Source organism: Rhizobium leguminosarum, from assembly GCF_010668065.1.
In the GTDB taxonomy this organism is placed as follows: Bacteria; Pseudomonadota; Alphaproteobacteria; order Rhizobiales; family Rhizobiaceae; genus Rhizobium; species Rhizobium leguminosarum_S.
On sequence record NZ_WUEN01000001.1, the window covers coordinates 88,980 to 111,758 of the forward strand.

Here is a 22,779-nt window from a genome sequence, read left to right on the forward strand (position 1 = left end):
TCAAAACGTCACAGAGGGCATCAACTCTCGACGATCTCGTCTCTGCCGGGCGGCAGGGCGGCGAGTTCGGCCCAGTCGAGCTCCTGTTCCAGCATGTGAAAGACATCATCGTCGATCTCGTCGGCGCGGCGCATCGCTGCCAATCTGCGGCGTTTGGCGACGATGACGTTGCGGCGCTGCTTGTCGAGCCTGCTGACCTCGCGCGGGTGTTTCCCGTCAGCGGCGATTTCGCGCTCGGAGGTGTAGACGTCGCGCAGGATGCGGGTGGATTTGTCCTCGCCGCCGGCGAGTTCGGCAAGGGCCGCATCGATCAACGTGACGCGGGCTCTGGCGAGGTCGCGGTCCAGGGAGGTGTCCGGGTCGAATTTCAGGAAACGGATCAGCGGCCCGAGCGTCAGGCCCTGGACGATGAGCGTGCCAAGGACGACGGCGAGCGCGCAGAGCAGGATGATATCGCGATCGGGAAAATCGATCGGCAAAGCAAGCGCGGTCGCCAGCGTGACGAGGCCGCGCATGCCGCACCAGCCGGCTAGCAGGCTGGTGGCGAAGGTCGGAACGGCTTGTGTCGTGCGTCCGCGCGCGGCGAGAAAGTTGATGACGCGGTTATAGAAGAGCACCCAGGCCAGGCGGACGACGATGACGGTGGCGAAGACCATGGCGGCGAAAGTGATCGCGAAATTCAGGCGGCCGGGATCGAGGTCAAGGACGATCTGGCGGGCCTGCAGGCCCATCAGCAGGAAAGCGAGCACGTTGAGCAGAAAGACCGCGGCTTCCCAGACCGAATAGGAATGAATGCGGTGGCGGGCCGTCTGCCGCTCGGGCATGTAGCGGGCGATCACCATCGCATAGACGACGATCGCCAGAATTGCCGAAAGGTGCAGCCGCTCGGCGATGATCCACGTGCCGAAAGTGGCGACGAATTCTAGCAAGGTGCCGCCGAGCGTGCCGGCGAGCCTCAGGCCGACGACCATGTAGAGACGGCCCAGGAGATAACCGAGGATGAGGCCGCCAGGCACGGCGAGCGCCAACTCCGCCAGGGCGCCGGCGAAGAAGGTGGGGCTTGCGGCGGCTGCCACCGCGGCGCTGAAGATCAGCAGCGCGACGGCGTCGTTCAGGAGGCTTTCACCCTTCAGGATCACATAGGTCTGGCGCGGCAGGGTGAAGCGGTCGAGCATGGCGGTGGCGGCGGCCGCATCCGGCGGCGCGACGATGGCGCCGAGTGCGACGGCTGCGGCAAGCGGCAGGCCTGCCATCGTCACGCTGACGGTAGCGACGGCCGCGGCCGTCACGATCACGGCGATGGCGGCGAGCGAGAACAGCGGCAGCCAGTTGCGTCTCAATGTCCTCGGCGGCAGATCATAGGCGGCGTCGAAAAGCACGGGCGCGATCAACAGCGCCAGCGCAAGCTCGGGATCGATCGCGACCTCGGGCGCCCAGGGCACGGCCGCGACGATGACGCCGGCGATCGCCAGCATTGTCGGATAGGGGATCCGGAACTTCCTGGAGAATTGCAGAAAGACGATCGCCACCAGCAGCAGCGTCAGCATGCTTTCGAAGAACGCCATCGAGCTCCCCAATGCGCGCCTCCGGCGGAGGCTGCTCCTGCCGCAGAATTAGGGCGGAGCTGGGCTGCGGCTACCGGCTGGTGCTTGGAAACGGCGAAAGGAGAAACTGCCGGCTATGCTTGGCCCGGTCTGCGGCATTTTAGCCGCCATTGCTGAATCTGCCGTCCATGCCCTTGTGCAGTGCACATGCTCAATATATCTACCGATATTATAAGGATGCTTATAAATAACGGTCACAGGTTTTCATGAACGCCACTCCGACCCTCGGTTTCCTTCTCCACGACGTCGCACGGCTGCTGCGCAAGCGGTTCGAGCAGCGTGCGAAGTGCCTTGGGCTGACCCGGTCGCAATGGCAGACGCTTGCCTATCTCTCGAATAACGAAGGTATCCATCAGGGCGGCCTTGCCGAAATCCTCGAAGTCGAGCCGATCACGCTGGTGCGCATTCTCGACAAGCTCGCCGAACGCGGGCTGATCGAGCGCCGCCAGCACCCGACCGACCGGCGTATCTGGTTGCTTTATATGCGCGATGAGGCGCACCCGCTGCTTGCCGAAATGCGCGAGCTCGGCGACACCACCCGCGCGGAAGCGCTGCAAAGTGTTTCGGCCGAGCAGCGCGAGCAGCTTTTCCACATCCTATCCGTAATGAAGACGAACCTGGTTCAGGCATGCCGGAGCCCGGTTGACGAGAATGAGACGAACGATGGCTGATCAATCCCCCCTCCGCGTCGTTGCCGACGCCAATGCGAAGACCGAGACTCCTGTCGAAGACAATGAAGCGAAACAGCAGGAAACGGTAGCCGAAGCGCCTTCATCCAATTCAGCGCCGGCTGCCGCCGTGGCTGCGCCTGGCGGCAACAAGGTCCGCCGCCGGCGCAGTCTCACGCGGCCCATCCTGTTTGCCTTGCTGCCGGTGGGGCTCGTCGTCGGTGGTTATTATTACGTCAATGGCGGCCAGGTGATGTCGACCGACAACGCCTATATCCAGGCCGACATGGTCGGGCTGACCACCGATGTCTCGGGCATCGTCGACCAGATCAACGTCCATGAGAACGAGGCGGTCAAGGCGGGACAGGTGCTCTTCAGCCTGCGGTCGGATTCTTTCAAGATCGCGCTTGATGGCGCCAAGGCGCAGCTCGGCGCGCAGCGCAACCAGATCATGAATCTCAAGGCCAGCTATCAGCAGTCGCTTGCCGAGATCACGCAGGCGCAAGCCGATCTGCCCTATTATCAGGATCAGTTTGACCGGCAGCAGAACCTCGTCAACAACGGCAGCGCGACGCAGTCGGCCTATGACGAAGCCAAGCACAATCTGGAAGCCGCGCAGCAGAAGGTTGCCGTCGCCAAGGCGGAAGCCGCAACGACGTTCGCCCAACTCGGCGGCAATGCCGACCAGCCGGCCGAGGAAAACCCGCTCTACCTGCAGGCCAAGTCGCAGGTCGACAATGCCCAGCGCGAACTCGACCACAGCGTCGTCAAGGCGCCGTTCGACGGCATCGTCACCAATGTCAACGCGCTGCAGGTCGGTTCCTACCTGCAGGCTTCGCAGCAGGCCTTCTCGCTCGTTGCCACCGACCATCTGTGGATCGCCGCCAGCCCGAAGGAAACCGAGCTCACCTATGTCAAGCCCGGTCAGACGGCCGATATCTCCGTCGACACCTATCCGGCTGTGGTCTGGAAGGGCAAGGTCGAGAGCATCAGCCCGGCCTCCGGCTCCAGCTTTTCGCTGCTGCCGGCGCAGAACACCACGGGCAACTGGGTGAAGGTCGTCCAACGCATTCCGATGCGCGTCAGCATCGAGGACGCCGACGGCAAGCCGCCGCTGCGCGTCGGCATGAGTACGGTGGTCGATGTCGAGACCGGTCATGCCCGCGGCCTGCCTGATTTCGTCAACAAGCTTCTGGGCCGGCCTCAGGGCAAGGATCATGAGTAACGCTCCCGCTTCTCCGGCGACGCCGATTGCCAATCGCGGTGCGATCACGGCCTGCGTCATTCTCGCCGTCATCATGCAGGCGCTGGACACGACGATCGCCAACGTGGCGCTGCCCTATATCCAGGGCAGCGTGTCGGCCTCTGCCGACCAGATCAACTGGGTGCTGACCTCCTATATCGTCGCGGCGGCAATCATGACGCCGCCGTCGGGCTTTCTTGCCGCCAAGTTCGGCCGCAAACGCGTGCTGCTCGTCGCCATTGCCGGCTTCGTGGCGGCCTCCGTTCTCTGTGGCCTGGCGCAATCGCTGAACCAGATCGTCGCCTTCCGTCTGCTGCAGGGCCTGTTCGGGGCATCGCTGGTGCCGCTTTCTCAGGGCATCCTCCTCGACATCTATACAGTCGAGGAGCGCGGCTCGGCGATGGCGCTTTTCGGCGTCTCGGTGATGGTCGGGCCAGTGCTTGGGCCTGTCATCGGCGGCTGGCTGACCGACAATATCAGCTGGCGCTGGGTGTTTTATATCAACGTGCCTATCGGCGCGTTGGCCTTCATGGGCATTGTCGTCTACGTCACCGAGACCAAGAGGGATCTGCTCGCCAAGCTGGACTGGTTCGGCTTCGGGATGATGAGCCTCGGCATCGCCGCGCTGCAGCTCTTTCTCGACCGCGGCGAGCAGCTCGACTGGTTCTCTTCCAGTGAGATCATGCTCGAGGCGTTGATCTGCGCCTCAGCCTTCTATCTGCTGATCGTGCATACGCTGACGGCGGAGAAATCCTTCGTGAATCCGAAGCTGTTCCTCGACCAGAACTTCGCGATCAGCATGATCTTCATCTTCGTGGTCGGCATTACCTATCTCGCCTCACTGGCGCTGATGACGCCTTATCTGCAGACGCTGATGGGCTATCCCGTCATCACCGCCGGCATCGTCATGGGGCCGCGCGGGCTCGGCACCATGCTCTGCATGTTCATCGTCGGGCGGCTGGTCGGCAAGGTCGATACGCGCGCGTTGCTGGCGCTCGGCTTGGGGCTCACCGCATGGGCGATGTACGACATGACCGGCTGGACACCCGACGTCTCGCAATGGACGATCGTCTCGGTCGGCTTCATCCAGGGCGCCGGCCTCGGCTTTCTGTTCGTGCCGCTGACGACGATCGCTTTTTCCACGCTGCCCGCCCATATGCGCGGCGACGGCACCGGTCTCTACAACCTGTCGCGAAACATCGGCTCGGCGGTCGGCATCTCGATCGTCTCGGCGCTGATCGTCGAGAACACGCAGAGCAATCATGAATCGATCGCGGCCTATGTGACGCCGTTCAACCACGCCTTCAATGCGGTGGCCGCGCAGGGGCTCAGCCCGGTGACGGCGGCCGGCCGCGCCTCGCTCAACGAGATCATCACGCTGCAAGCGACGATCATCGCCTATATGGACGATTTCAAGCTGCTGATGCTGATGTCGCTTGCGGTCATTCCGTTGGTTCTGCTGCTGCGCAAGCCGAAGGCAGCACCCGCCGTCGACCATAGCGCGGTGATGGAATGAACTCCAGATTCGCGCAATTCCGGACGAAAAACCGCTTCGCATTTTTCCTGGAATTTTGTTATAAATTAAATAGTTGGAGCATGATGTCGCCCGAAAACCGCTTACACTTTTCGGCATCATGCTCTAGCGAAACGGCTTGCTGAGATAACGCGATCCCTGAACGCCGAAGCGCCATGGTGCTTCGGCATTTTTCGTAATGCCGATGCGTTTTCCCGAGACGATCGGCACAGGTGCTGACGGCGCGATCGCATAGGGCGGGCGATCGAGCAGCCTGTCATTGATCGCGATATCGATGCCAAGCGCCTGGCAGAGCTTGCCGGGGCCGCTGCAGAGTGACGTCAGCGTATCGGTGCCGCGCCGCTCCATCATCTGAGGGATTCCCGTTTCCGGCTCCAGGGCGCGGATGAGGGCAGCCGAGCCCGGATGGCAGACGAAATTCAGGCACCAGTACATGCCGTAGATGCGATAGATATAGACGTTGCCCGGCTTGCCGTACATGGCGCCGTTGCGCTTGGTCGGGCCGCGGAAGCTGTGCGAAGCCTCGTCATCAGGGAAATAGGCTTCGGTCTCGGTGATGCGTCCGCCGACGCCGTCCACGGTCAGATGGCAGCCGAGCAGGTCGCGAGAGACGGCGATCGCATCGCGCTCGAAAAACTTCCTGAGGCTTTCGCCGGTGAGGGTGCCGGTGCCGATCGCACCTGATATCGTTCCGCCATCGGTCATGGTCGACGCAGATAACATTCAGCGTGCTCGCCGTCATCCCGAAACCGCTTCATGTTTTTCGGCCGGAGACATCAGCGGCCGGCATTCGGATCGCGCATCGGGATCGAGGATGATGTGACCGAGACCGGGTCGCTTGCCGGGAAGGAATCTTCCAGACCCTCCTCCAGCTCTTCTTCGAGCAAAGCGGGATCCTTGCTGCGCGCGCCGTCGCTATGGGCAGGTTCGATTGCTGTGGCAAGCAGGGCCTTGGCCCGCAAGACAGCGTTTTCCGACGTCAGCTCAGGCGTGCTCCGCAGCGTCACGGCAATGCTGTCTTCGCCTTCGCCGCCAAATTCGACGACGAAGCCGTCTTCCGTCTGGTAGACGGTGATATCGTTGAGTGCCATGGCCGTTCTCCGAGGGCGCTCACATTAGCAATATGCATTTTAGTGAGATGCATTTTAGTGAAGCGCGTTTTCGGAATTTTGTCGAGCGAAGACCTTCACCAGCCAGTCGATGAAGACGCGCACGCGTGGTGAAAGCTGGCGGTTGCGGGGGTAGAGCAGGGAAACCGGTGTCGGGGTCAGCGGAAAATCCTGCAACACATGGATCAGCGTTCCCTCGGTCAGGTCTTTTTCAGCGTGATAGCGCGGGATCTGAATGATGCCGAGGCCCATCCTCGCCGCTGAAATATAGCTTTCGGCGGCGTTGACCGCGACGGTAGCGGGAATGGTAACGTCACGCACCGTGCCGTCGACGATGAATTCGAGCGGCAGCAGGCTGCCCGTGCTGCTTGAACGGAAGCCGACCATTCGATGACCGGCAAGCCGGTCAGGATGCTGGGGCACGCCACGGGTGGCGATATAATCGGGAGAGGCGAGCGTGATCTCATCAAGCATGGCGACGCGCCGGGCGACCATGTCGCTATCCCCAGGCGTACCGACGCGCAGCACGCAATCGATGCCCTCGCGCACCAGATCGACCAGCCGGTCGCCCTCGCTCATGTAGAATTCGATGTCAGGATAGGTCTCCAGGAAGGCCGGCAGGCTCGGCAGCACAAAATGGCGGGCAAGCGTGCCGTGCACGTCGACACGCACCATGCCCTTCGGCTTGGCGCCGGCAAAGGCGCCTTCGGCATCCTCGATATCGGCAAGGATCGACAGGCAGCGTTGGTAATAGGCTTCGCCATCAAGGGTCGGACTGACATGGCGTGTCGTGCGCTGGAGCAGGCGCACGCCGAGGCGGGCTTCCAGCCCCTTGACCGCATCGGTGACGGTGGAACGCGGCAGACCGGTGTCTTCGGCGGCAAGCGTGAAGCTGCGGCGTTCCACGACGCGGCAAAACACACGCATGGCGTCAAATCTGTCCATCTATTTGTTCGTCATTCCCGGATAGTGATGCCGAATAATGCCCGATTATCCGCAAAAGGAAAAGGCGCATCTTCTCCTCATCGAAAACGCGCTGCGGCGCAGGATGAAGGAGAAGGACAATGGCTTCCAAAGAAAACGGCAAGGTAGCACTGGTCACCGGCGCTTCCCGCGGCATTGGCGCGGCAGTCGCCCGACGCCTCGCCAAGGACGGTTTCACCGTCGTCATCAATTACTCCGGCAATGCCGCTCCGGCCGAGGAATTGGCCCAGGAGATCGAGCAGGCCGGCGGCAAGGCGCTGACGGCGAAAGCCGATGTCAGCGATGCCGAAGCCGTCCGCCGCATGTTCGATGCCGCGGAAACCGCTTTCGGCGGCGTCGATGTGCTCGTCAACAATGCCGGCATCATGATGCTCTCTGCGCTTGCCGAGGCCGATGACGCCAATTTCGATCGCCAGATCGGCGTCAATCTGAAGGGCACCTTCAATACGTTGCGCGAGGCAGCCAAGCGTCTGCGCGACGGCGGCCGGGTCGTCAACTTTTCGACATCTGTTGTCGGCCTGAAGCTCGAAACCTACGGCGTCTATGCCGCTACCAAGGCTGCCGTGGAAACGCTGACGGCGATCATGGCCAAGGAGATGCGCGGCCGCAACATCACCGTCAACGCCGTCGCGCCTGGCCCTGTGGCCACTGACCTTTTCCTCAACGGCAAGTCGGACGAACTCATCGCCCGCACGGCGAAAATGAACCCGCTGGAGCGCCTCGGCACACCGGAAGACATCGCATCTGCGGTTGCTTTCCTCGCCGGCCCTGATGGTGGCTGGATCAACGGCCAGACGCTGCGCGCCAATGGCGGCGTGATCTGACGAAAGACCGGCGGCGGTCTCCAGGCTGCCGCCAACTCAAAGTTTCCACTTCAAGCAACCCCAATCGAACCCAGAAGGAATAGGATCATGAGCAAGGAAGTCATCGTCATAACAGGCGCTTCCAGTGGTTTCGGCGCACTTACCGCCCGCGCTCTCGCTAAGGCCGGCCATACCGTCTATGCCGGCATGCGCGCCACGGAAGGCCGCAACGCTGCCGCCGTCGCCGATGCTGCTGAATTCGCCAAGGAGAACAATGTCGATCTGCGCTCGGTCGAACTCGATGTCGCCTCCGACGCGTCGGTTGTATCAGGTATCGCCCGGATCATCGCCGATGCGGGTCGCCTCGATGTCATCATCCACAATGCCGGCCATATGTCCTTCGGTCCGGCCGAAGCCTTCACGCCGGAACAGTTCGCCGAACTCTTCGACATCAACGTGCTGTCCACCCAGCGCGTCAACCGCGCGGCACTCCCCTATCTGCGCAAGCAGGGCAAGGGCCTGGTGGTCTGGGTATCGTCGTCGAGCAGCCGCGGCGGCACGCCTCCCTACCTCTCGCCCTATTTCGCCGCCAAGGCGGCGATGGATTCACTTGCCGTCTCCTATGCCGGCGAGCTGACCCGCTGGGGCATCGAGACCTCGATCATCGTGCCTGGCGCCTTCACCAAGGGCACCAACCATTTCGCCCATTCCGGCTCGCCCGCCGATACGGCCCGCGCCGCCGAATACAATGAAGGACCCTATAAGGGCGTGCCGGAACAGGCGCTGCAGGGCCTGGCAGCACTCGAACCTGCCGACGCCGATGCCGGCGTGGTTGCCGCGGCCATCGTCGATGTCGTCGGCAAGCCCTTCGGCACCCGGCCGTTCCGCGTCCATATCGATCCGTCCGAGGACGGCGCGGAGATCGTCAACGGCGTCGCCGATCGTGTCCGGGCGGAGTTGTTCCGCCGCATCGGTCTCGAGGACCTACTGAAGCCGGCGGTCGGCAATTGAAACCCGGTTCGCCACCGCGCGCAGGAACAACCGCGCGGGGAACCGTGGCCAAGCCATCATCGCAATTATGTGAACGTGATTGCGGAATTTTTCCTTACAATCCTATGGGGAGTGCGTATATCTGCTTTATCGCGAGAGAGTGGAATTCCCTGCCGCTCTCTTTGCGAACCTCCAGAGCCTGCCGCGCCCTTGCTACGGTGCGACAGGCTTGATGTTCAAAGTTATAGATTGCGGCCCGTCGAAGGTTTCCCCTGCCTTCCGGGCCGTATTTGTCTTGGCGCTCAGACGTCGTTCAGTTTCGCCTCGACCAGAAGTTTCACCAGCCAGTCGACGAAGACGCGGACCTTGTTGCTGAGGTGGCGGTTCGGCGGATAGACGACATAGAGCGGCAGCGGATCGCGACGCCAGTCCGGCAGCACGCGGACGAGTTCGCCCCTTGCCATCGGCTCGCGCGCCATGAAGATCGGCACCTGCGCGATGCCTAGGCCGGTCAGCGCCGCCGTCAGATAGGTGCGGCTATCGTTGACCGAGGCGATGTACCGCGGACTGGTCTCGATCACCTCGTTGTGCCGGCGGAATTCGAAGGGCAGCGTCCGGTTGTTCTGGGCGCGGAAATAGTTGACGGTGTAATGCTCCGCCTCCAGATCCTCCGGCCGCTCGGGCATGCCGAATTTCTGGATGTAGCTCGGCGAAGCGCAGGTGATCATCTCGACTTCGGAGACGCGCCGCGCAATCAGCGATTGGTCGGCCGGCGTGCCGGCCCGCAGCGCGCAATCGACATTTTCTGCAAGATAATCGACCGTGCGGTCGCCGACGCCGAGGTCGATACGGATATCGGGATAACGCTGATAGAAATCGCAAAGTGCCGGAACGACGATCCAATCGGCGAAAGCGCCGGCCATCTCGACACGCAGCCGTCCGCTCGGCAAGCTCTGCGAATTGGAGAGGCTGCCATCGAGCTCCTCCAGTTCCGAAATGATCTGGGCGGCGCGTTCGTAATAAAGCGCGCCGTCCGTGGTCACCATGACCCGGCGCGTGGTCCGATTCAAAAGCTTGGTGCGTAAATGCGCTTCCAGGCCCTGGATGAGATTGGTCACCGTCGCCTTGGGCATGGCGAGCATGTCGGCGGCGCGGGTGAAATTGCCCGTCTCCACGACACGAATGAAGACGCGCATTGCCGAGAGCTGATCCATCGGTTTCAAATCCGCAGTTTGCGTTGCACCATTGTTCGAGATCTGGAACAGTGTTATCGCGTTAAAGCTTCTTATTCCTTGGTTGGAATAACAATATCTTTTTTCTACAAAATGCAAGCGGCGGACGTTGTCCGCTTGTCGCCGACACAAAGAGACCGGAAGCATGACGGTGGAATGGAAAGATATGATGCTGGATAAGGTGGCCATCGGCCCCGTTTCCGCACGCATCTACCAGGGCGCCGATTACGGCAAGGGTCCGCCGATCGTGCTTTACCTGCATGGCGGCGCGTTTCTGGATAGCGACAAACATGTCGACCGGCCGGTGGCGATGAGCCTCGCCAAGGCCGGCGCTATCGTCGTTGCCGCCGATTACAGCAGCCTTTCCGGCAATCTGTTTCCAAAGGCGCTGGAAGTCTCCTTCTCCGTTTTCACCTATCTCGCCAACAAACGCGCCGGTCTCGGCGACCGCAAGTCGCTGCTCTTCGTCGCCGGCGAGGAGGCGGGCGGCAATGTTGCCGCCGGCGTGGCGCTGAAGGCGCGCGACCAGATGCCGGACGCGCTCGACGGCCAGGTGCTGATTTCGCCGCTGCTCGATCCCTTCATGGGCACTTCCTCGATCCGCAAGGCTGAAGCCATCGGCATGCGCCAGCGCTGGACGGAAGGTTGGAGTCACTATCTGAGCGGCGGCGGTTGCCATCCTTACGCGGCGCCTTGTCTCTGTTCGCGTATTTCAGGCGTCGCGCCGGCGCTGATATTTACCGCGGAGGATGATCCTCTGCACGACGAAACGATTGGTTACGGTGTCCGCCTGAAACAGGCCGGCGTCGGTGTGCGCCAGCATGTCCTTCCCGCCGGGACGGGCTGGCCCTCGATTTATGGTGGGAAATCCGACGGAGCGCCCGACTGGCAGGAAAACGTCAGCCGCCATTTTGGAAGCTTCCTTCGGGAGGTAAGCGTCCAACCGCAATTGCATTGAAGAAGACCTGATATTTCGGCGGCTTAGAGCCGCAAGGAGAGTAATAATGACGTCCAGAAGTAAGCGCTGGGCCCTGATGGGCGCTGGCATAGGCCTTGTTGCGTCCATTGCCGGCGCTGCATTGTTTTTCGAATTGCCGATGAGCACGACCGCCACGGCTGCTTCCGCCCCCGCGCAGGCTCCCGCTGTGCCGGTGACGGTTGCCGTCGTCGCGGCGCGAGACGTGACGGCCTGGGAAAGTTTCTCCGGCCGTCTCGAAGCGGTCGACCGGGTGCAGGTGCGTTCCCGTGTCGCCGGCGCCATCCTTTCGGTGGCCTTCCGCGAAGGGGCGCTGGTCAAGCAGGGCGACCTGCTCTTCACCATCGACCCGGCTCCCTACCAGGCGAGCGTGGCGCAGGCGCAGGGCCAGGTCGCTTCGGCCGAGGCCAAGGTCAGCCTGGCGCAGACCGAACTCGATCGCGGCCGCAGGCTTTCCGACAACCGCACCATCTCCCAGAGCGATCTCGATCAGCGCCAGAGTTCGCTGGCTGAGGCTCAGGCGGGGCTGCGTTCGGCGCAGGCTGCCCTGCAGTCAGCTCAGCTCGATCTCGATTACACTCAAGTGCGGGCTCCGGTTTCCGGCCGCATCGGCAAGATCGAGGTGACTGCCGGTAACCTCGTCGCGGCCGGTTCGACCTCGCCGGCGCTGACGACGCTCGTTTCGGTCGATCCGATCTATGCAAGCTTCAATGCCAGCGAAGAGATGGTGACGCGCGCGCTTGCCCAGCTTCCGCAGACGGAAAGCGCCCTGCCTCCCGTCGAGCAGATCCCGGTCGAGGTCGGCACGCTGACCGACAGCGGCACGCCGATCAAGGGCAAGCTGCAACTGATCGACAACGAGGTCGATGCATCAAGCGGCACGATCGGCGTTCGCGCCGTCTTCGATAATCCGGGCGGGCGTCTCATCCCCGGCCAGTTCGTGCGGGTGCGCATGGGCCAGCCGAAGGCCGAGAACAAGATCGTCATCAGTGACCGCGCCGTCGGCACGGACCAGGACAAGAAGTTCGTCTTCGTCGTCGATGGCGAGAACAAGGTCGCCTATCGGCAGGTCCAGCTCGGCACAGTGGCTGACGGTCAGCGGGTGGTCGAAGGCGGCCTGAACGTCGGCGAGAAGATCGTCGTCAACGGTCTGCAGCGCATCCGTCCGGGCGCAGTCGTCGCGCCTCAGATGGAAGAGAAGGTCGCGACCGCGCAGTAAAGACTTTCGCCTTCCCCTGAGGGGGGAGGGCCAATACTCGAAATGATACGACCCGCCGGCGGCTCCCAAACCGCCGGAGAGGGACTTTGCATCCATGTTCACCCCGGAGAGGGCTTTGATATGAACATCTCCAGATTCTTTGTCGACCGCCCGGTCTTTGCCGGCGTTCTTTCGGTCCTCATCCTGGTTGCCGGCCTGATCGGCCTGCGCGCGCTGCCGATTTCCGAATATCCGGAGGTCGTGCCGCCGTCGATCGTCGTGCGCGCTACCTATCCCGGCGCCAACCCAAGCGTCATCGCCGAAACGGTGGCGACGCCGCTCGAAGAGCAGATCAATGGCGTCGAAGGCATGCTCTATATGGCCAGCCAGGCGACATCGGACGGCGTGCTCAACGTCACCGTTACCTTCAAGCTCGGCACCGACCCCGACAAGGCGCAGCAGCTCGTACAGAACCGCGTTTCACAGGCCGAACCGCGCCTGCCGGCGGAAGTGCGTTCGCTCGGCATCACGACAGTCAAGAGCTCACCCAACTTCATCATGGTCGTCAACCTCGTCTCCGACGGGAACAATCACGACATCACCTATCTTCGCAATTACGCGACCCTGAACGTCAAGGATCGGCTCGCCCGCATCGCAGGCGTCGGTCAGGTGCAGGTCTTCGGCGCCGGCGACTATTCCATGCGTGTCTGGATCGACCCGCAGAAGGCCGCCGAGCACAATCTTGCCGCCAGCGACATCAGCAGCGCGATCAGCTCCCAGAACATCCAGGCCGCCGCCGGTATCATCGGCGCATCGCCGAGCCAGCCCGGTGTGGACCTGCAGCTCAACGTGAATGCCCAGGGCCGCCTGCGCACGCCCGAGGAATTCGGCAACATCATCGTCAAGACGGGCGCCAATGGCGAGATCACCCGCCTTCGCGATGTCGCCCGCATCGAGCTCGGTGCTGCGGACTACACGCTGCGTTCGCTGCTCGACGGCAAGCCGGCCGTCGCCGTCGCCGTTCTTCAGGCGCCCGGTTCGAACGCGATCGAGATCGCGGACAATGTGAACGCGACCATGGATCAGCTGCAGCTCGCCATGCCTGAGGGCGTCAAATACGAGATCGTCTACGATACGACGAAATTCGTGCGGGCCTCGATCGAGAAGGTCATCGACACGCTGCTCGAAGCCATCGCGCTCGTCGTCCTCGTCGTCATCCTGTTCCTTCAGACGTGGCGCGCCTCGATCATCCCGCTGATCGCCGTTCCCGTCTCGATCATCGGCACTTTCGCGGTCATGTATGTCTTCGGCTTCTCGATCAACGCGCTCAGTCTGTTCGGACTGGTGCTTGCGATCGGTATCGTCGTCGACGACGCGATCGTGGTGGTCGAAAACGTCGAGCGCAATATCGAGGAAGGCCTGTCGCCGCGGGCTGCCACCTACAAGGCGATGAGGGAAGTCTCCGGTCCGATCGTCGCGATCGCGCTGGTGCTCGTCGCGGTCTTCGTGCCGCTTGCCTTCATCTCCGGTCTGTCGGGTCAGTTCTACCGCCAGTTCGCGCTGACGATCGCGATTTCGACCGTCATCTCGGCCTTCAACTCGCTCACTCTGTCTCCGGCGCTGGCAGCCCTTCTCCTGAAGAGCCATGATCAGCCGAAGGATTGGCTGACGCGGTTCATGGACGCTATCTTCGGCTGGTTCTTCCGCGGCTTCAACCGTGTCTTCGGCGCGGGCTCGAATGCCTACGGCAAGGGCGTTGGCGGGCTGTTGTCGCGCAAGAGCATCGTCATGGTGATCTATCTGGCGCTGGTCGGTGCGACCTACAGCCTGTTCAGCACGGTCCCCGGCGGCTTCGTGCCATCGCAGGACAAACAGTATCTGATCGGCTTTGCCCAGTTGCCGGATGCCGCAAGCCTCGACCGCACGGAAGACGTCATCAAGCGCATGACCGACATCGCGCTGGCGCAGCCGGGCGTTGCCAATGCAATTGCCTTCCCGGGCCTGTCGATCAACGGCTTCACCAACTCCTCGAATGCCGGCATCGTCTTCGTGACGCTGAAGGACTTCGAAGAGCGCAAGACGCCTGATCTCTCGGGCGGCGCAATCGCCATGGCGCTGAACCAGAAGTTCGGCGTCATCCAGGATGCCTTCATCGCCATGTTCCCGCCGCCGCCGGTCAACGGTCTCGGCACGACGGGCGGTTTCAAGCTGCAGATCGAGGATCGTGCCGGCCTCGGCAACCAGGCGCTCGACGAAGCGACCAAGGCCGTGCTTGCAAAAGCCTATCAGACGCCTGAGCTCGCCGGGCTGTTCTCCAGCTTCCAGATCAACGTGCCGCAGCTCTATGCCGATCTCGACCGTGCCAAGGCCGAGCAGCTGGGGGTTTCCGTCACCGACGTCTTCCAGACGCTGCAGATCTATCTCGGTTCGCTCTATGTGAACGACTTCAACGCCTTCGGCCGCACCTACAGCGTCCGTGTGCAGGCCGATGCAAAATTCCGCGCCCAGCCGGAAGATATCGGCCAGTTGAAGGTCCGGTCGGCATCGGGTGAGATGATCCCGCTTTCGGCCCTCTTGAAGGTGGAGCCGAGCACCGGTCCGGAACGCGCGAACCGATACAACGGCTTCCTTGCTGCTGATATCAACGGCGGTCCGGCACCGGGCTTCTCGTCGGGTCAGGCGCAGGCGGCAATCGAGAAGATTCTTCACGAGACCCTGCCTGCGGGCATCGACTTCGAATGGACGGATCTGACCTATCAGCAGATCCTGGCCGGCAATTCGAGCATCGTCGTCTTCCCCCTGGCACTGTTGCTCGTCTTCCTGGTGCTGGCCGCCCAGTATGAAAGCCTGACGCTGCCGCTTGCGATCATCATGATCGTGCCGATGGGCGTGCTGGCTGCGCTGACCGGCGTCTGGCTCACCGGTGGAGACAACAACATCTTCACCCAGATCGGTCTTGTGGTGCTTGTCGGTCTATCGGCGAAGAACGCCATCCTTATCGTGGAATTCGCCCGCGAACTGGAGTTCGAGGGAAGGACACCGCGGGAGGCCGCGATCGAGGCCAGCCGCCTTCGCCTTCGCCCGATCCTCATGACCTCGCTCGCCTTCATCATGGGTGTCGTGCCGCTCGTCGTCTCCACCGGCGCCGGCGCGGAAATGCGCGCGGCCATGGGTGTCGCGGTCTTCTCGGGCATGATCGGCGTAACCTTCTTCGGCATCTTCATGACGCCGGTGTTCTATGTGCTGCTGCGGCGGCTGACGGGCAACCGTCCGCTCATCCAGCACAAACCGGACGAACACAAGGAAGAAGAGGCGGAAGTCATCCGGCTCGCGGCGGAATAAACGGAATTCAACCTTCCTTTGTCGAGTAAATCGGGCGGGAACTTCGGTTCTCGCCCGTATCGTTTTCAGGGTGTTCCACAAAAAAGCGTTACGTCCGTCAAAACGGTTTGCAACGATGGGCGAGGGGACTATCAAAGACGGACAACAGTTGGGAGGACTGAATGACGAGTTCGAGAGAAGGTCATGGCGGCAGGCGGATCGCCTTTCTCGGCACCGGCCTGATGGGCGCGCCGATGGCTCGCCGGCTGCTTGGCGCGGGCTTTGCCGTCACCGTCTGGAATCGTGATCCCGGCAAGGCCGAGCCGCTTGCGGGAGACGGCGCGATCTGCGCGAAAACACCTGATGATGCCGTCTCGGGCGCCGACGTCGTCATCACCATGCTCACCAACGCCGAGGCGGTGAAGGACGTGTTGTTCGACCGCGGAGCGGCCGATGCGATGACGCCTGGCACAACCGTCATCGACATGAGTTCGATTGCCCCGCATTTCGCCCGCGACCATTCGGCGAGGCTTGCCGACCGCGACATCCATCATGTCGATTCGCCGGTATCTGGCGGCGTCGTCGGGGCGGAAGCGGGTACGCTCGCGATCATGGCCGGCGGCGACAAGGACGTGGTCGACGGGCTTGCGGATGTCTTTGCGCCGATGGGGCGGGTGACCCGCGTCGGTCCAAGCGGGGCGGGTCAGCTTGCCAAGCTTGCCAACCAGCAGATCGTCGCGGTGACGATCGGCGCCGTCGCCGAAGCGATGATGCTGATCGAAGCGGGCGGCGGCTCGCAGGCGGCCTTCCGGGACGCCATTCGCGGCGGCTTTGCCGAGAGCCGTATCCTTGAACTGCACGGCAAGCGCATGGTCGAGCGGCAGTTTACGCCAGGCGGTTCGTCCAGCAACCAGTTGAAGGATCTGAACGCCGCCATGGAGACGGCCAAGTCCCTGTCGTTGACGCTGCCGCTGACTGCGGCGGTATATGCCGAATTCAGCGAATTCGTCGCCAATGGCAATGGCGAAAAGGATCACAGCGGCCTGCTCCTCCATCTCGAAGAGAAGAATGCCCGGCCGGGAGGAAAGAAGTGACGGACAGCCATTCGCCGAAGCGGCGCCTACGTTCGCAGGACTGGTTCGATAATCCCGATCATATCGACATGGCAGCGCTCTATCTCGAGCGCTTCATGAATTACGGCATCACGCCGGAAGAACTGCGCTCCGGCAAACCGGTCATCGGGATTGCCCAGAGCGGCAGTGATCTTACGCCCTGCAACAGGGTGCATGTCGAGCTTGCCAAACGCGTGCGCGACGGCATTCGCGATGCCGGCGGCATTCCGATCGAGTTTCCGACACATCCGATCTTCGAGAATTGCAAGCGCCCGACAGCCGCACTCGACCGCAATCTCGCCTATCTCGGCCTCGTCGAAATCCTCTACGGCTATCCGCTCGACGGTGTCGTGCTGACCACCGGCTGCGACAAGACCACGCCTTCGGCGATCATGGCGGCTTCGACGGTCGATATCCCGGCGATCGTGCTCTCCGGCGGCCCGATGCTCGACGGCTGGCACGAGGGGGAGCTGGCGGGCTCCGGCACGGTGATCTGGCGGATGCGGCGGAAATATGCGGCAGGCGAGATCGATCGGGAAGAATTTCTTCAGGCGGCGCTCGATTCTGCGCCTTCCGTCGGCCACTGCAATACGATGGGCACCGCTTCGACGATGAATGCGCTGGCCGAGGCGCTCGGCTTGTCGCTGACCGGCTGTGGCGCCATTCCGGCCGCTTACCGCGAGCGCGGCCAGATGGCCTACCGCACCGGGCGACGCGCCGTCGAAATCGTGTTCGAGGATCTGAAGCCGTCGGATATCCTGACGCGCGAGGCTTTCCTGAATGCGATCCGCACCAATTCGGCGATCGGCGGCTCGACCAACGCGCAGCCGCATCTGGCCGCGATGGCGAAGCACGCCGGCGTCGAACTCTATCCCGACGACTGGCAGGTGCATGGCTTCGATATCCCGCTGCTGGCCAATGTCCAGCCGGCGGGCGCCTATCTCGGTGAGCGCTTTCATCGTGCCGGCGGCACGCCGGCGATCATGTGGGAACTGTTGCAGGCCGGAAAGCTCGACGGCAACTGTCGCACGGTGACGGGCAGGACGATGGCCGAGAACCTGGAAGGCAAGGAAGCGCGCGACCGCGAGGTCATCACGCCGTTCGCTGAGCCGCTGAAGGAGCGGGCGGGCTTCCTCGTTCTCAAGGGAAATCTCTTCGATTTCGCGATCATGAAAATGAGCGTGGTCTCGGAGGATTTCCGCCGGCGCTATCTCGAGGAACCCGGGCGCGAAGGCGTCTTCGAGGGCAAGGCGGTGGTCTTCGACGGTTCCGAGGACTATCACAAGCGCATCAACGATCCCGAACTCGGCATTGACGAAAATACCATCCTCGTCATCCGCGGCGCCGGGCCGATCGGCTGGCCGGGTTCGGCTGAGGTCGTCAACATGCAGCCGCCGGATCATCTCCTGAAGCGCGGCATCCGAAGCCTGCCGACGATCGGCGACGGCCGCCAATCGGGCACGGCGGACAGTCCCTCGATCCTCAACGCCTCGCCGGAAAGCGCCGCCGGCGGCGGCCTTGCCTGGCTTCGTACCGGCGATATCATCCGCATCGACTTCAACCACGGGCGCTGCGACATGTTGGTCGAGGACGCCGAGATCGACCGACGCAAGGGCGATGGCATCCCGCCAGTGCCGGCGGATGCGACGCCATGGCAGCAGATCTACCGCCGCTCGGTTACGCAGTTGTCGGACGGCGCGGTGCTGGAGGGAGCGACCGAATTCCGCCAGATCGCAAAAAACCCGCCGCGGCACAACCACTGATCTTGATGGTGCCGCAGACTGCAAGTCCGTTGATCCAAAAGGGGAAAGTCGTAACGAACAGTTCACCTAGTCACTAGTTCGGTCATCAGGACAAGGCTTCATTAATGCCGGATTGAGACCATATTGCCGTTATGCAAGCTTCTAAGGCTGGGACCGCGTTGCCAGAGAAAAAAGCCACACGATCCGAACACGAGTTTCAGGATCTTCTGCGTCGGCTCGAACTCGCTCTCGATGCATCCAGGATCGGTGTCTGGGAGCACAGCATCGAGCAGGACGGGATCTTGTGGGATGCGCAGATGCATCGTCTCTACGAGACCGGCGAGACCTGCCGGCTGGTGACGGCATCGCTTTGGTCGAATGCCATCCATCCCGATGATCGCGAGCGGGCCGAACGCGACTTCGAGCAGGCGATCGCGACGCGCGGCGCCTATAACTCACAATTCCGGATCGTGCTGCCGAGCGGCGAAATCCGCCATCTGCGTTCGCGCGCGCATTTCTATGTCGATGCGGAAGGTCTTCCCTCCTTCATCGGCGCCGAATGGGATGTGACGGCCGACGTAATGCTCAACGCGGAACTCGCGCGGCAGAAGGTGGTGGCCGAAGCGAGGGCGCAGGCGCTGGAAGAAAGCAACGCGCGCATCGAACATGTCGCCGATCACGACTATCTCACCGGCTTGCCGAACCGGCGCCTTCTCGACAAGCGGCTGGCGGAGTTGCCGGCCGACAAGAGCATCACGACGTTTGGCGTGCTGCATCTCGACCTCGACCAGTTCAAGCAGATCAACGACAGCCACGGTCATGCGGCAGGCGACGCTGTGCTCAGGACCGCGGCCCTTCGCATCACCGCTGCCATTCCTGCGAATGGCATGGTCGCCCGTGTCGGCGGCGATGAATTCGTCATCGTGCTGGTCAATTTCACCGATCTCACTGAGCTGAAGCTGATCACCGAGGATCTCCAGCGCCGGCTGCGAAAGAAGATCCGCTTCGGCCAGGAGATGCTGCAATCCGGCGCCTCGATCGGCGTTTCCTGGAGCGGCGATCGGCGAGCGCGCAACCTGCTTGCCGAATCCGACCTGGCGCTCTACCAGGCCAAGAAGCTCGGGCGTAACCGCGTCGAATTCTTCACACGGCAATTGCAGGAGGATCTGCGCTCCAAGCGTCGCCTCGCCGAAGAGCTGAAGCTCGGGCTGGAGCGCGGCGAGATCCTTCCCTATTATCAGGTGCAGCTCGACGCCCGGACGCGGGAGGTCATCGGCTTCGAGGCGCTGGCGCGCTGGAAACATCCCGAAAAGGGCGTGCTCGCCCCGGGGGTATTCCTGAAGATCGCCGACGAGCACGGGCTTGCGGCGGAGATCGACGCGGCGATCCTCAAAAGCGTTCTCGAAGACCGGCTGTTCTGGCTGTTGCGCGGCCTTGCAGTTCCGCGCATCGCCGTCAATATCTCGGCGTCGCGCCTTGCCGATCCGGCGTTGCTCGACAAGCTGAGGAAACTCGATATCCCGCCCGGCGTGATCGTCTTCGAACTGGTTGAGACGATTTTCCTCGACGACAGCGACGAAAAACTGCTCGCTCATATCGGCGATATCAAAAAGATGGGCATCGACATCGAGATCGACGACTTCGGATCGGGCCATGCTTCGCTCATCGGTCTCGTCAAGCTGCGGCCGAAGCGGCTGAAGATCGACCGGCAGCTCGTCACCGAGGTCGTCAGCTCCGCTGAGCAGCGGCGCGTGGTGGGTTCGATCGTGGAAATCGCCAAGGCACTCGATGTCGAGGTGATCGCCGAGGGCATCGAGACCGAGGCGCATGCCGTCGTGCTGGCGCAGCTCGGCTGCGACGGCCTGCAGGGTTATGCGTTCGGTTATCCCGCACCGGCGGCCGAGACAGACCGTCTTTTCTCATCGATGACGAGCCGAGCCGAAAAGCAGAAGACCGCGATCGGCAGCTGAACGGCCGGTGATCCTTCCGCGGGCGACGGCCGTCGCTCCCGGTTTTTTGCCGCGTCGCGGAGGTGATTTCGGACGAATGCTTCTCTCGTCCTTCAAATTGGCAGGCGGTATCTTTTCGGCGTGGCTTTTTATTCGCATCGGCTGGAAGATAATTGAGGCGCAAGTAATTTTCTTGAGCTTGCAACGGCATTGTTTCATGGTAATGCGGAAACGAAGCTTTCTGTATTGCATCGAAAAATGATTATACGCGTCGTCAAGTCCATGAGCGCGGCTCTCCATCATTCGCAGGTGCAACCGGGGGCTGGGGCCTGACAATTGCTTTGCCGTTGCCGGGATGGACTTGCGGGACATTCAATCTGGGAAAGTTGCATGAATTCGGAATTTGCCGTTCGTTCGATGCGGCCCGGCGAACTGGAACTCGTGCTCGAATGGGCGCGTCAGGAAGGCTGGAACCCTGGCCTCGACGATTCGCTTGCATTCAACGAGGCCGATCCGTCGGGATTTTTCGTCGGCTCCATCGGTGAAGTCCCCGTCGGCTCGATCTCGGTCGTCAAATATGGCGATATTTTCGCCTTCCTGGGCCTCTACATCGTCCATCCCGATTTTCGCGGCAAGGGTTACGGCAAGGCGATCTGGGCGGCGGGCATCGCCAGCGCGGGAGACCGCACCATCGGTCTCGATGGCGTCGCCGCACAGCAGGACAACTACCGCAAGGCCGGCTTCGAACCCGCCTATTCCACCATTCGTTACGGCGGTGTCGCTACTTCCTTGCCGGTCTCGACGCTTGTCGCGCAGCCGGTGCTGGATTCACGCCTGGAAGGCCTGCAGCGATATGATTCGGCGATCTTTCCGCAGCCGCGGGATGCCTTTCTCGCTGCCTGGTGCACCGCCCGCAAGGGCCGTCGTTCGGCGGTGGTGCGCAAGAGCCACAAGATCCGCGGTTACGGCACGATCCGCCGCTGCTACGAGGGCTACAAGATCGGCCCGCTCTTTGCCAACGATGCCGACAGCGCCGCGGCGCTGCTTGCCGAATTGATCCCCGAGGCGAAGGGAGCCGCGGTCTTCATCGACATTCCCGCAGAGAACCACGAGGCGGTCGCGCTTGCCGAAGGCATCGGCCTTCAACCGGTATTCGAGGCGACACGCATGTATCGCGGACCGGCACCGGCCATCCCGCTGAAGCACGTCTTCGGCGTGACGACGCTGGAGCTTGGTTAAAACCTTTCCTGACCAGGAAAAGGTTTTAATCCACGGGTGAGGCGGGCACGGTCGGCGACGAAGCTTTCGGGCGGCCCTTTTCGGCGATCGCGATGCCGCCCAAGGTCAGCACCAGTGCGATCACATGGAAAGACTGCAGCTGCTCGCCAATCAGGGCGACGGAGAGCAGCGTTCCGAACACCGGCACGAGATTGATGAAGAGGCCGGCCCGGTTGGCGCCGATTGCCACGACGCCCTTGATATAGAGGATTTGCGCCACCAGCGAGGGGAAGATCGCCGTGTAGAGAGTGATGACCCAGCCGGCCTGGTCCGGCCACTGCGCGGCACCCCGGCCGGCCTCCCAGAAGAGCAGCGGCAGCGAGGTCAGCATGGCGCCGAGCGCCGGGACCGCCATCAGCGTGCGCCAGTCGAGCGGCGGCTTCCAGCGCAGGAAGATCGTGTAGACCGAATAGGCGGCAATGGCGATCAGCATCAGCCCGTCGCCGCGGTTGAGGCTGAGTTGCAGCAGCGTTGCGAGGTCGCCATGGGCGGCGGTCAGAGCGACGCCGATCAGCGTCATGCCGAAACCGAGACATTGCGCCAGCGATATGCCGGTACGGAAGAACATGAAATTCAGCAGGAAGATCAGCATCGGGATGCCGGCCTGCTCGATGGCGACGTTGATCGCCGTCGTATATTGCACGGCCGAATAAAGCATAGCGTTGAAAAGGGTGTAGCCGATGACGCCGTAGAAGAGGAGCAGCGGCAGGTTCTTCCTCACCACCGGCCAGTCCTTCCGCAGTTGCGGTACTGAAATCACGGCGATCATCGCCACGGCGAGGAACCAGCGCAGGAAGGTCAGCATCATCGGGCTGATATGCCCGAGCGCGAGTTTGCCGGCGACGGAGTTGCCGCCCCAGCAGAGGGTGGCGATAACGAGACTGATATAGGCCGTGGCTTGCAAGAGCGTTCTTCCCGTCTTTCCGCGATCGCCGAGCGGCGTTTTGTGACGGGAAATAGCCTGTCGGCTGCTGATTTGTCACGTAAAAAGCCCAATCTACTGTGACAACAGGGTCGCTTTCCAAAAAACAAAGCT

Annotated in this window: 18 protein-coding genes; 12 read left to right on the forward strand and 6 right to left on the reverse strand. The window is 62.3% G+C overall.

Annotated features, from left to right (window positions below; all coding sequences use genetic code 11):
• Positions 1–20: 20 nt before the first annotated feature.
• Positions 21–1,565, reverse strand: a complete 1,545-nt coding sequence (locus GR198_RS00385) for a cation:proton antiporter (RefSeq protein ID WP_029872460.1) — start codon at positions 1,563–1,565, stop codon at positions 21–23.
• A gap of 245 nt (positions 1,566–1,810) precedes the next feature.
• On the opposite strand from GR198_RS00385, the gene GR198_RS00390 reads away from it, so the two are divergent.
• From GR198_RS00390 to GR198_RS00400, 3 genes are read left to right on the forward strand one after another with little or no spacing between them, the layout of a single operon-like run.
• Positions 1,811–2,275, forward strand: coding sequence for a MarR family winged helix-turn-helix transcriptional regulator (locus GR198_RS00390; protein ID WP_018073683.1), 465 nt, complete (start codon positions 1,811–1,813; stop codon positions 2,273–2,275).
• Entirely contained in the window at positions 2,268–3,497 is a 1,230-nt protein-coding gene (locus tag GR198_RS00395; RefSeq protein WP_029872459.1) for an HlyD family secretion protein, read from the forward strand. Before GR198_RS00390 ends, GR198_RS00395 begins: the two co-directional genes overlap by 8 nt.
• A complete protein-coding gene (locus tag GR198_RS00400) occupies positions 3,490–5,031 on the forward strand; it encodes a DHA2 family efflux MFS transporter permease subunit (RefSeq protein WP_029872458.1) in 1,542 nt (513 codons plus the stop codon). Before GR198_RS00395 ends, GR198_RS00400 begins: the two co-directional genes overlap by 8 nt.
• A gap of 123 nt (positions 5,032–5,154) precedes the next feature.
• On the opposite strand, the gene GR198_RS00405 is transcribed toward GR198_RS00400, so the two are convergent.
• Genes GR198_RS00405 through GR198_RS00415 form a run of 3 tightly spaced genes read right to left on the reverse strand, consistent with a single transcriptional unit; the run spans position 5,155 to position 7,103 of the window.
• On the reverse strand, positions 5,155–5,772 hold the full coding sequence (locus tag GR198_RS00405; RefSeq protein WP_032984064.1) for a DNA-3-methyladenine glycosylase: 618 nt from the start codon (positions 5,770–5,772) through the stop codon (positions 5,155–5,157).
• A 53-nt stretch (positions 5,773–5,825) separates the two neighbouring features.
• Positions 5,826–6,140: a hypothetical protein gene (locus GR198_RS00410; protein WP_003542413.1), complete on the reverse strand. Its 315-nt coding sequence runs from the start codon at positions 6,138–6,140 to the stop codon at positions 5,826–5,828.
• Positions 6,141–6,194: 54 nt separating this feature from the next.
• Positions 6,195–7,103: a LysR family transcriptional regulator gene (locus GR198_RS00415; RefSeq protein ID WP_164066952.1), complete on the reverse strand. Its 909-nt coding sequence runs from the start codon at positions 7,101–7,103 to the stop codon at positions 6,195–6,197.
• Between the two features lie 119 nt (positions 7,104–7,222).
• Here GR198_RS00415 and GR198_RS00420 point away from each other — a divergent pair, with 119 nt between their 5' ends.
• Complete coding sequence (locus GR198_RS00420) at positions 7,223–7,966, forward strand: SDR family oxidoreductase (protein WP_029872455.1); 744 nt, start codon at positions 7,223–7,225, stop codon at positions 7,964–7,966.
• A gap of 87 nt (positions 7,967–8,053) precedes the next feature.
• Entirely contained in the window at positions 8,054–8,956 is a 903-nt protein-coding gene (locus GR198_RS00425) for an SDR family oxidoreductase (protein ID WP_029872454.1), read from the forward strand.
• A gap of 281 nt (positions 8,957–9,237) precedes the next feature.
• Here the strand turns inward: GR198_RS00425 and GR198_RS00430 are convergent, their stop codons facing one another.
• A complete protein-coding gene (locus GR198_RS00430) occupies positions 9,238–10,149 on the reverse strand; it encodes a LysR family transcriptional regulator (RefSeq protein ID WP_029872453.1) in 912 nt (303 codons plus the stop codon).
• Between the two features lie 163 nt (positions 10,150–10,312).
• Between GR198_RS00430 and GR198_RS00435 the strand changes: the two genes are divergently transcribed.
• From GR198_RS00435 to GR198_RS00465, 7 genes are all read left to right on the forward strand, one after another.
• Positions 10,313–11,125 (forward strand): alpha/beta hydrolase fold domain-containing protein, encoded by an 813-nt coding sequence (locus GR198_RS00435; RefSeq protein WP_029872452.1) that lies wholly within the window; start codon positions 10,313–10,315, stop codon positions 11,123–11,125.
• Between the two features lie 46 nt (positions 11,126–11,171).
• Positions 11,172–12,362, forward strand: a complete 1,191-nt coding sequence (locus GR198_RS00440) for an efflux RND transporter periplasmic adaptor subunit (protein ID WP_029872451.1) — start codon at positions 11,172–11,174, stop codon at positions 12,360–12,362.
• Positions 12,363–12,482: 120 nt separating this feature from the next.
• Complete coding sequence (locus GR198_RS00445) at positions 12,483–15,683, forward strand: efflux RND transporter permease subunit (RefSeq protein WP_164022934.1); 3,201 nt, start codon at positions 12,483–12,485, stop codon at positions 15,681–15,683.
• 161 nt (positions 15,684–15,844) lie between these two features.
• On the forward strand, positions 15,845–16,756 hold the full coding sequence (locus GR198_RS00450) for an NAD(P)-dependent oxidoreductase (protein WP_029872449.1): 912 nt from the start codon (positions 15,845–15,847) through the stop codon (positions 16,754–16,756).
• Entirely contained in the window at positions 16,753–18,537 is a 1,785-nt protein-coding gene (locus tag GR198_RS00455) for an IlvD/Edd family dehydratase (protein ID WP_029872448.1), read from the forward strand. Before GR198_RS00450 ends, GR198_RS00455 begins: the two co-directional genes overlap by 4 nt.
• Before the next feature lie 131 nt (positions 18,538–18,668).
• Entirely contained in the window at positions 18,669–20,486 is a 1,818-nt protein-coding gene (locus GR198_RS00460; protein WP_029872447.1) for a putative bifunctional diguanylate cyclase/phosphodiesterase, read from the forward strand.
• A gap of 369 nt (positions 20,487–20,855) precedes the next feature.
• Positions 20,856–21,704: a GNAT family N-acetyltransferase gene (locus GR198_RS00465; RefSeq protein WP_029872446.1), complete on the forward strand. Its 849-nt coding sequence runs from the start codon at positions 20,856–20,858 to the stop codon at positions 21,702–21,704.
• 25 nt (positions 21,705–21,729) lie between these two features.
• Here the strand turns inward: GR198_RS00465 and GR198_RS00470 are convergent, their stop codons facing one another.
• Positions 21,730–22,647: a DMT family transporter gene (locus GR198_RS00470; RefSeq protein WP_029872445.1), complete on the reverse strand. Its 918-nt coding sequence runs from the start codon at positions 22,645–22,647 to the stop codon at positions 21,730–21,732.
• Between the last annotated feature and the right edge of the window lie 132 nt (positions 22,648–22,779).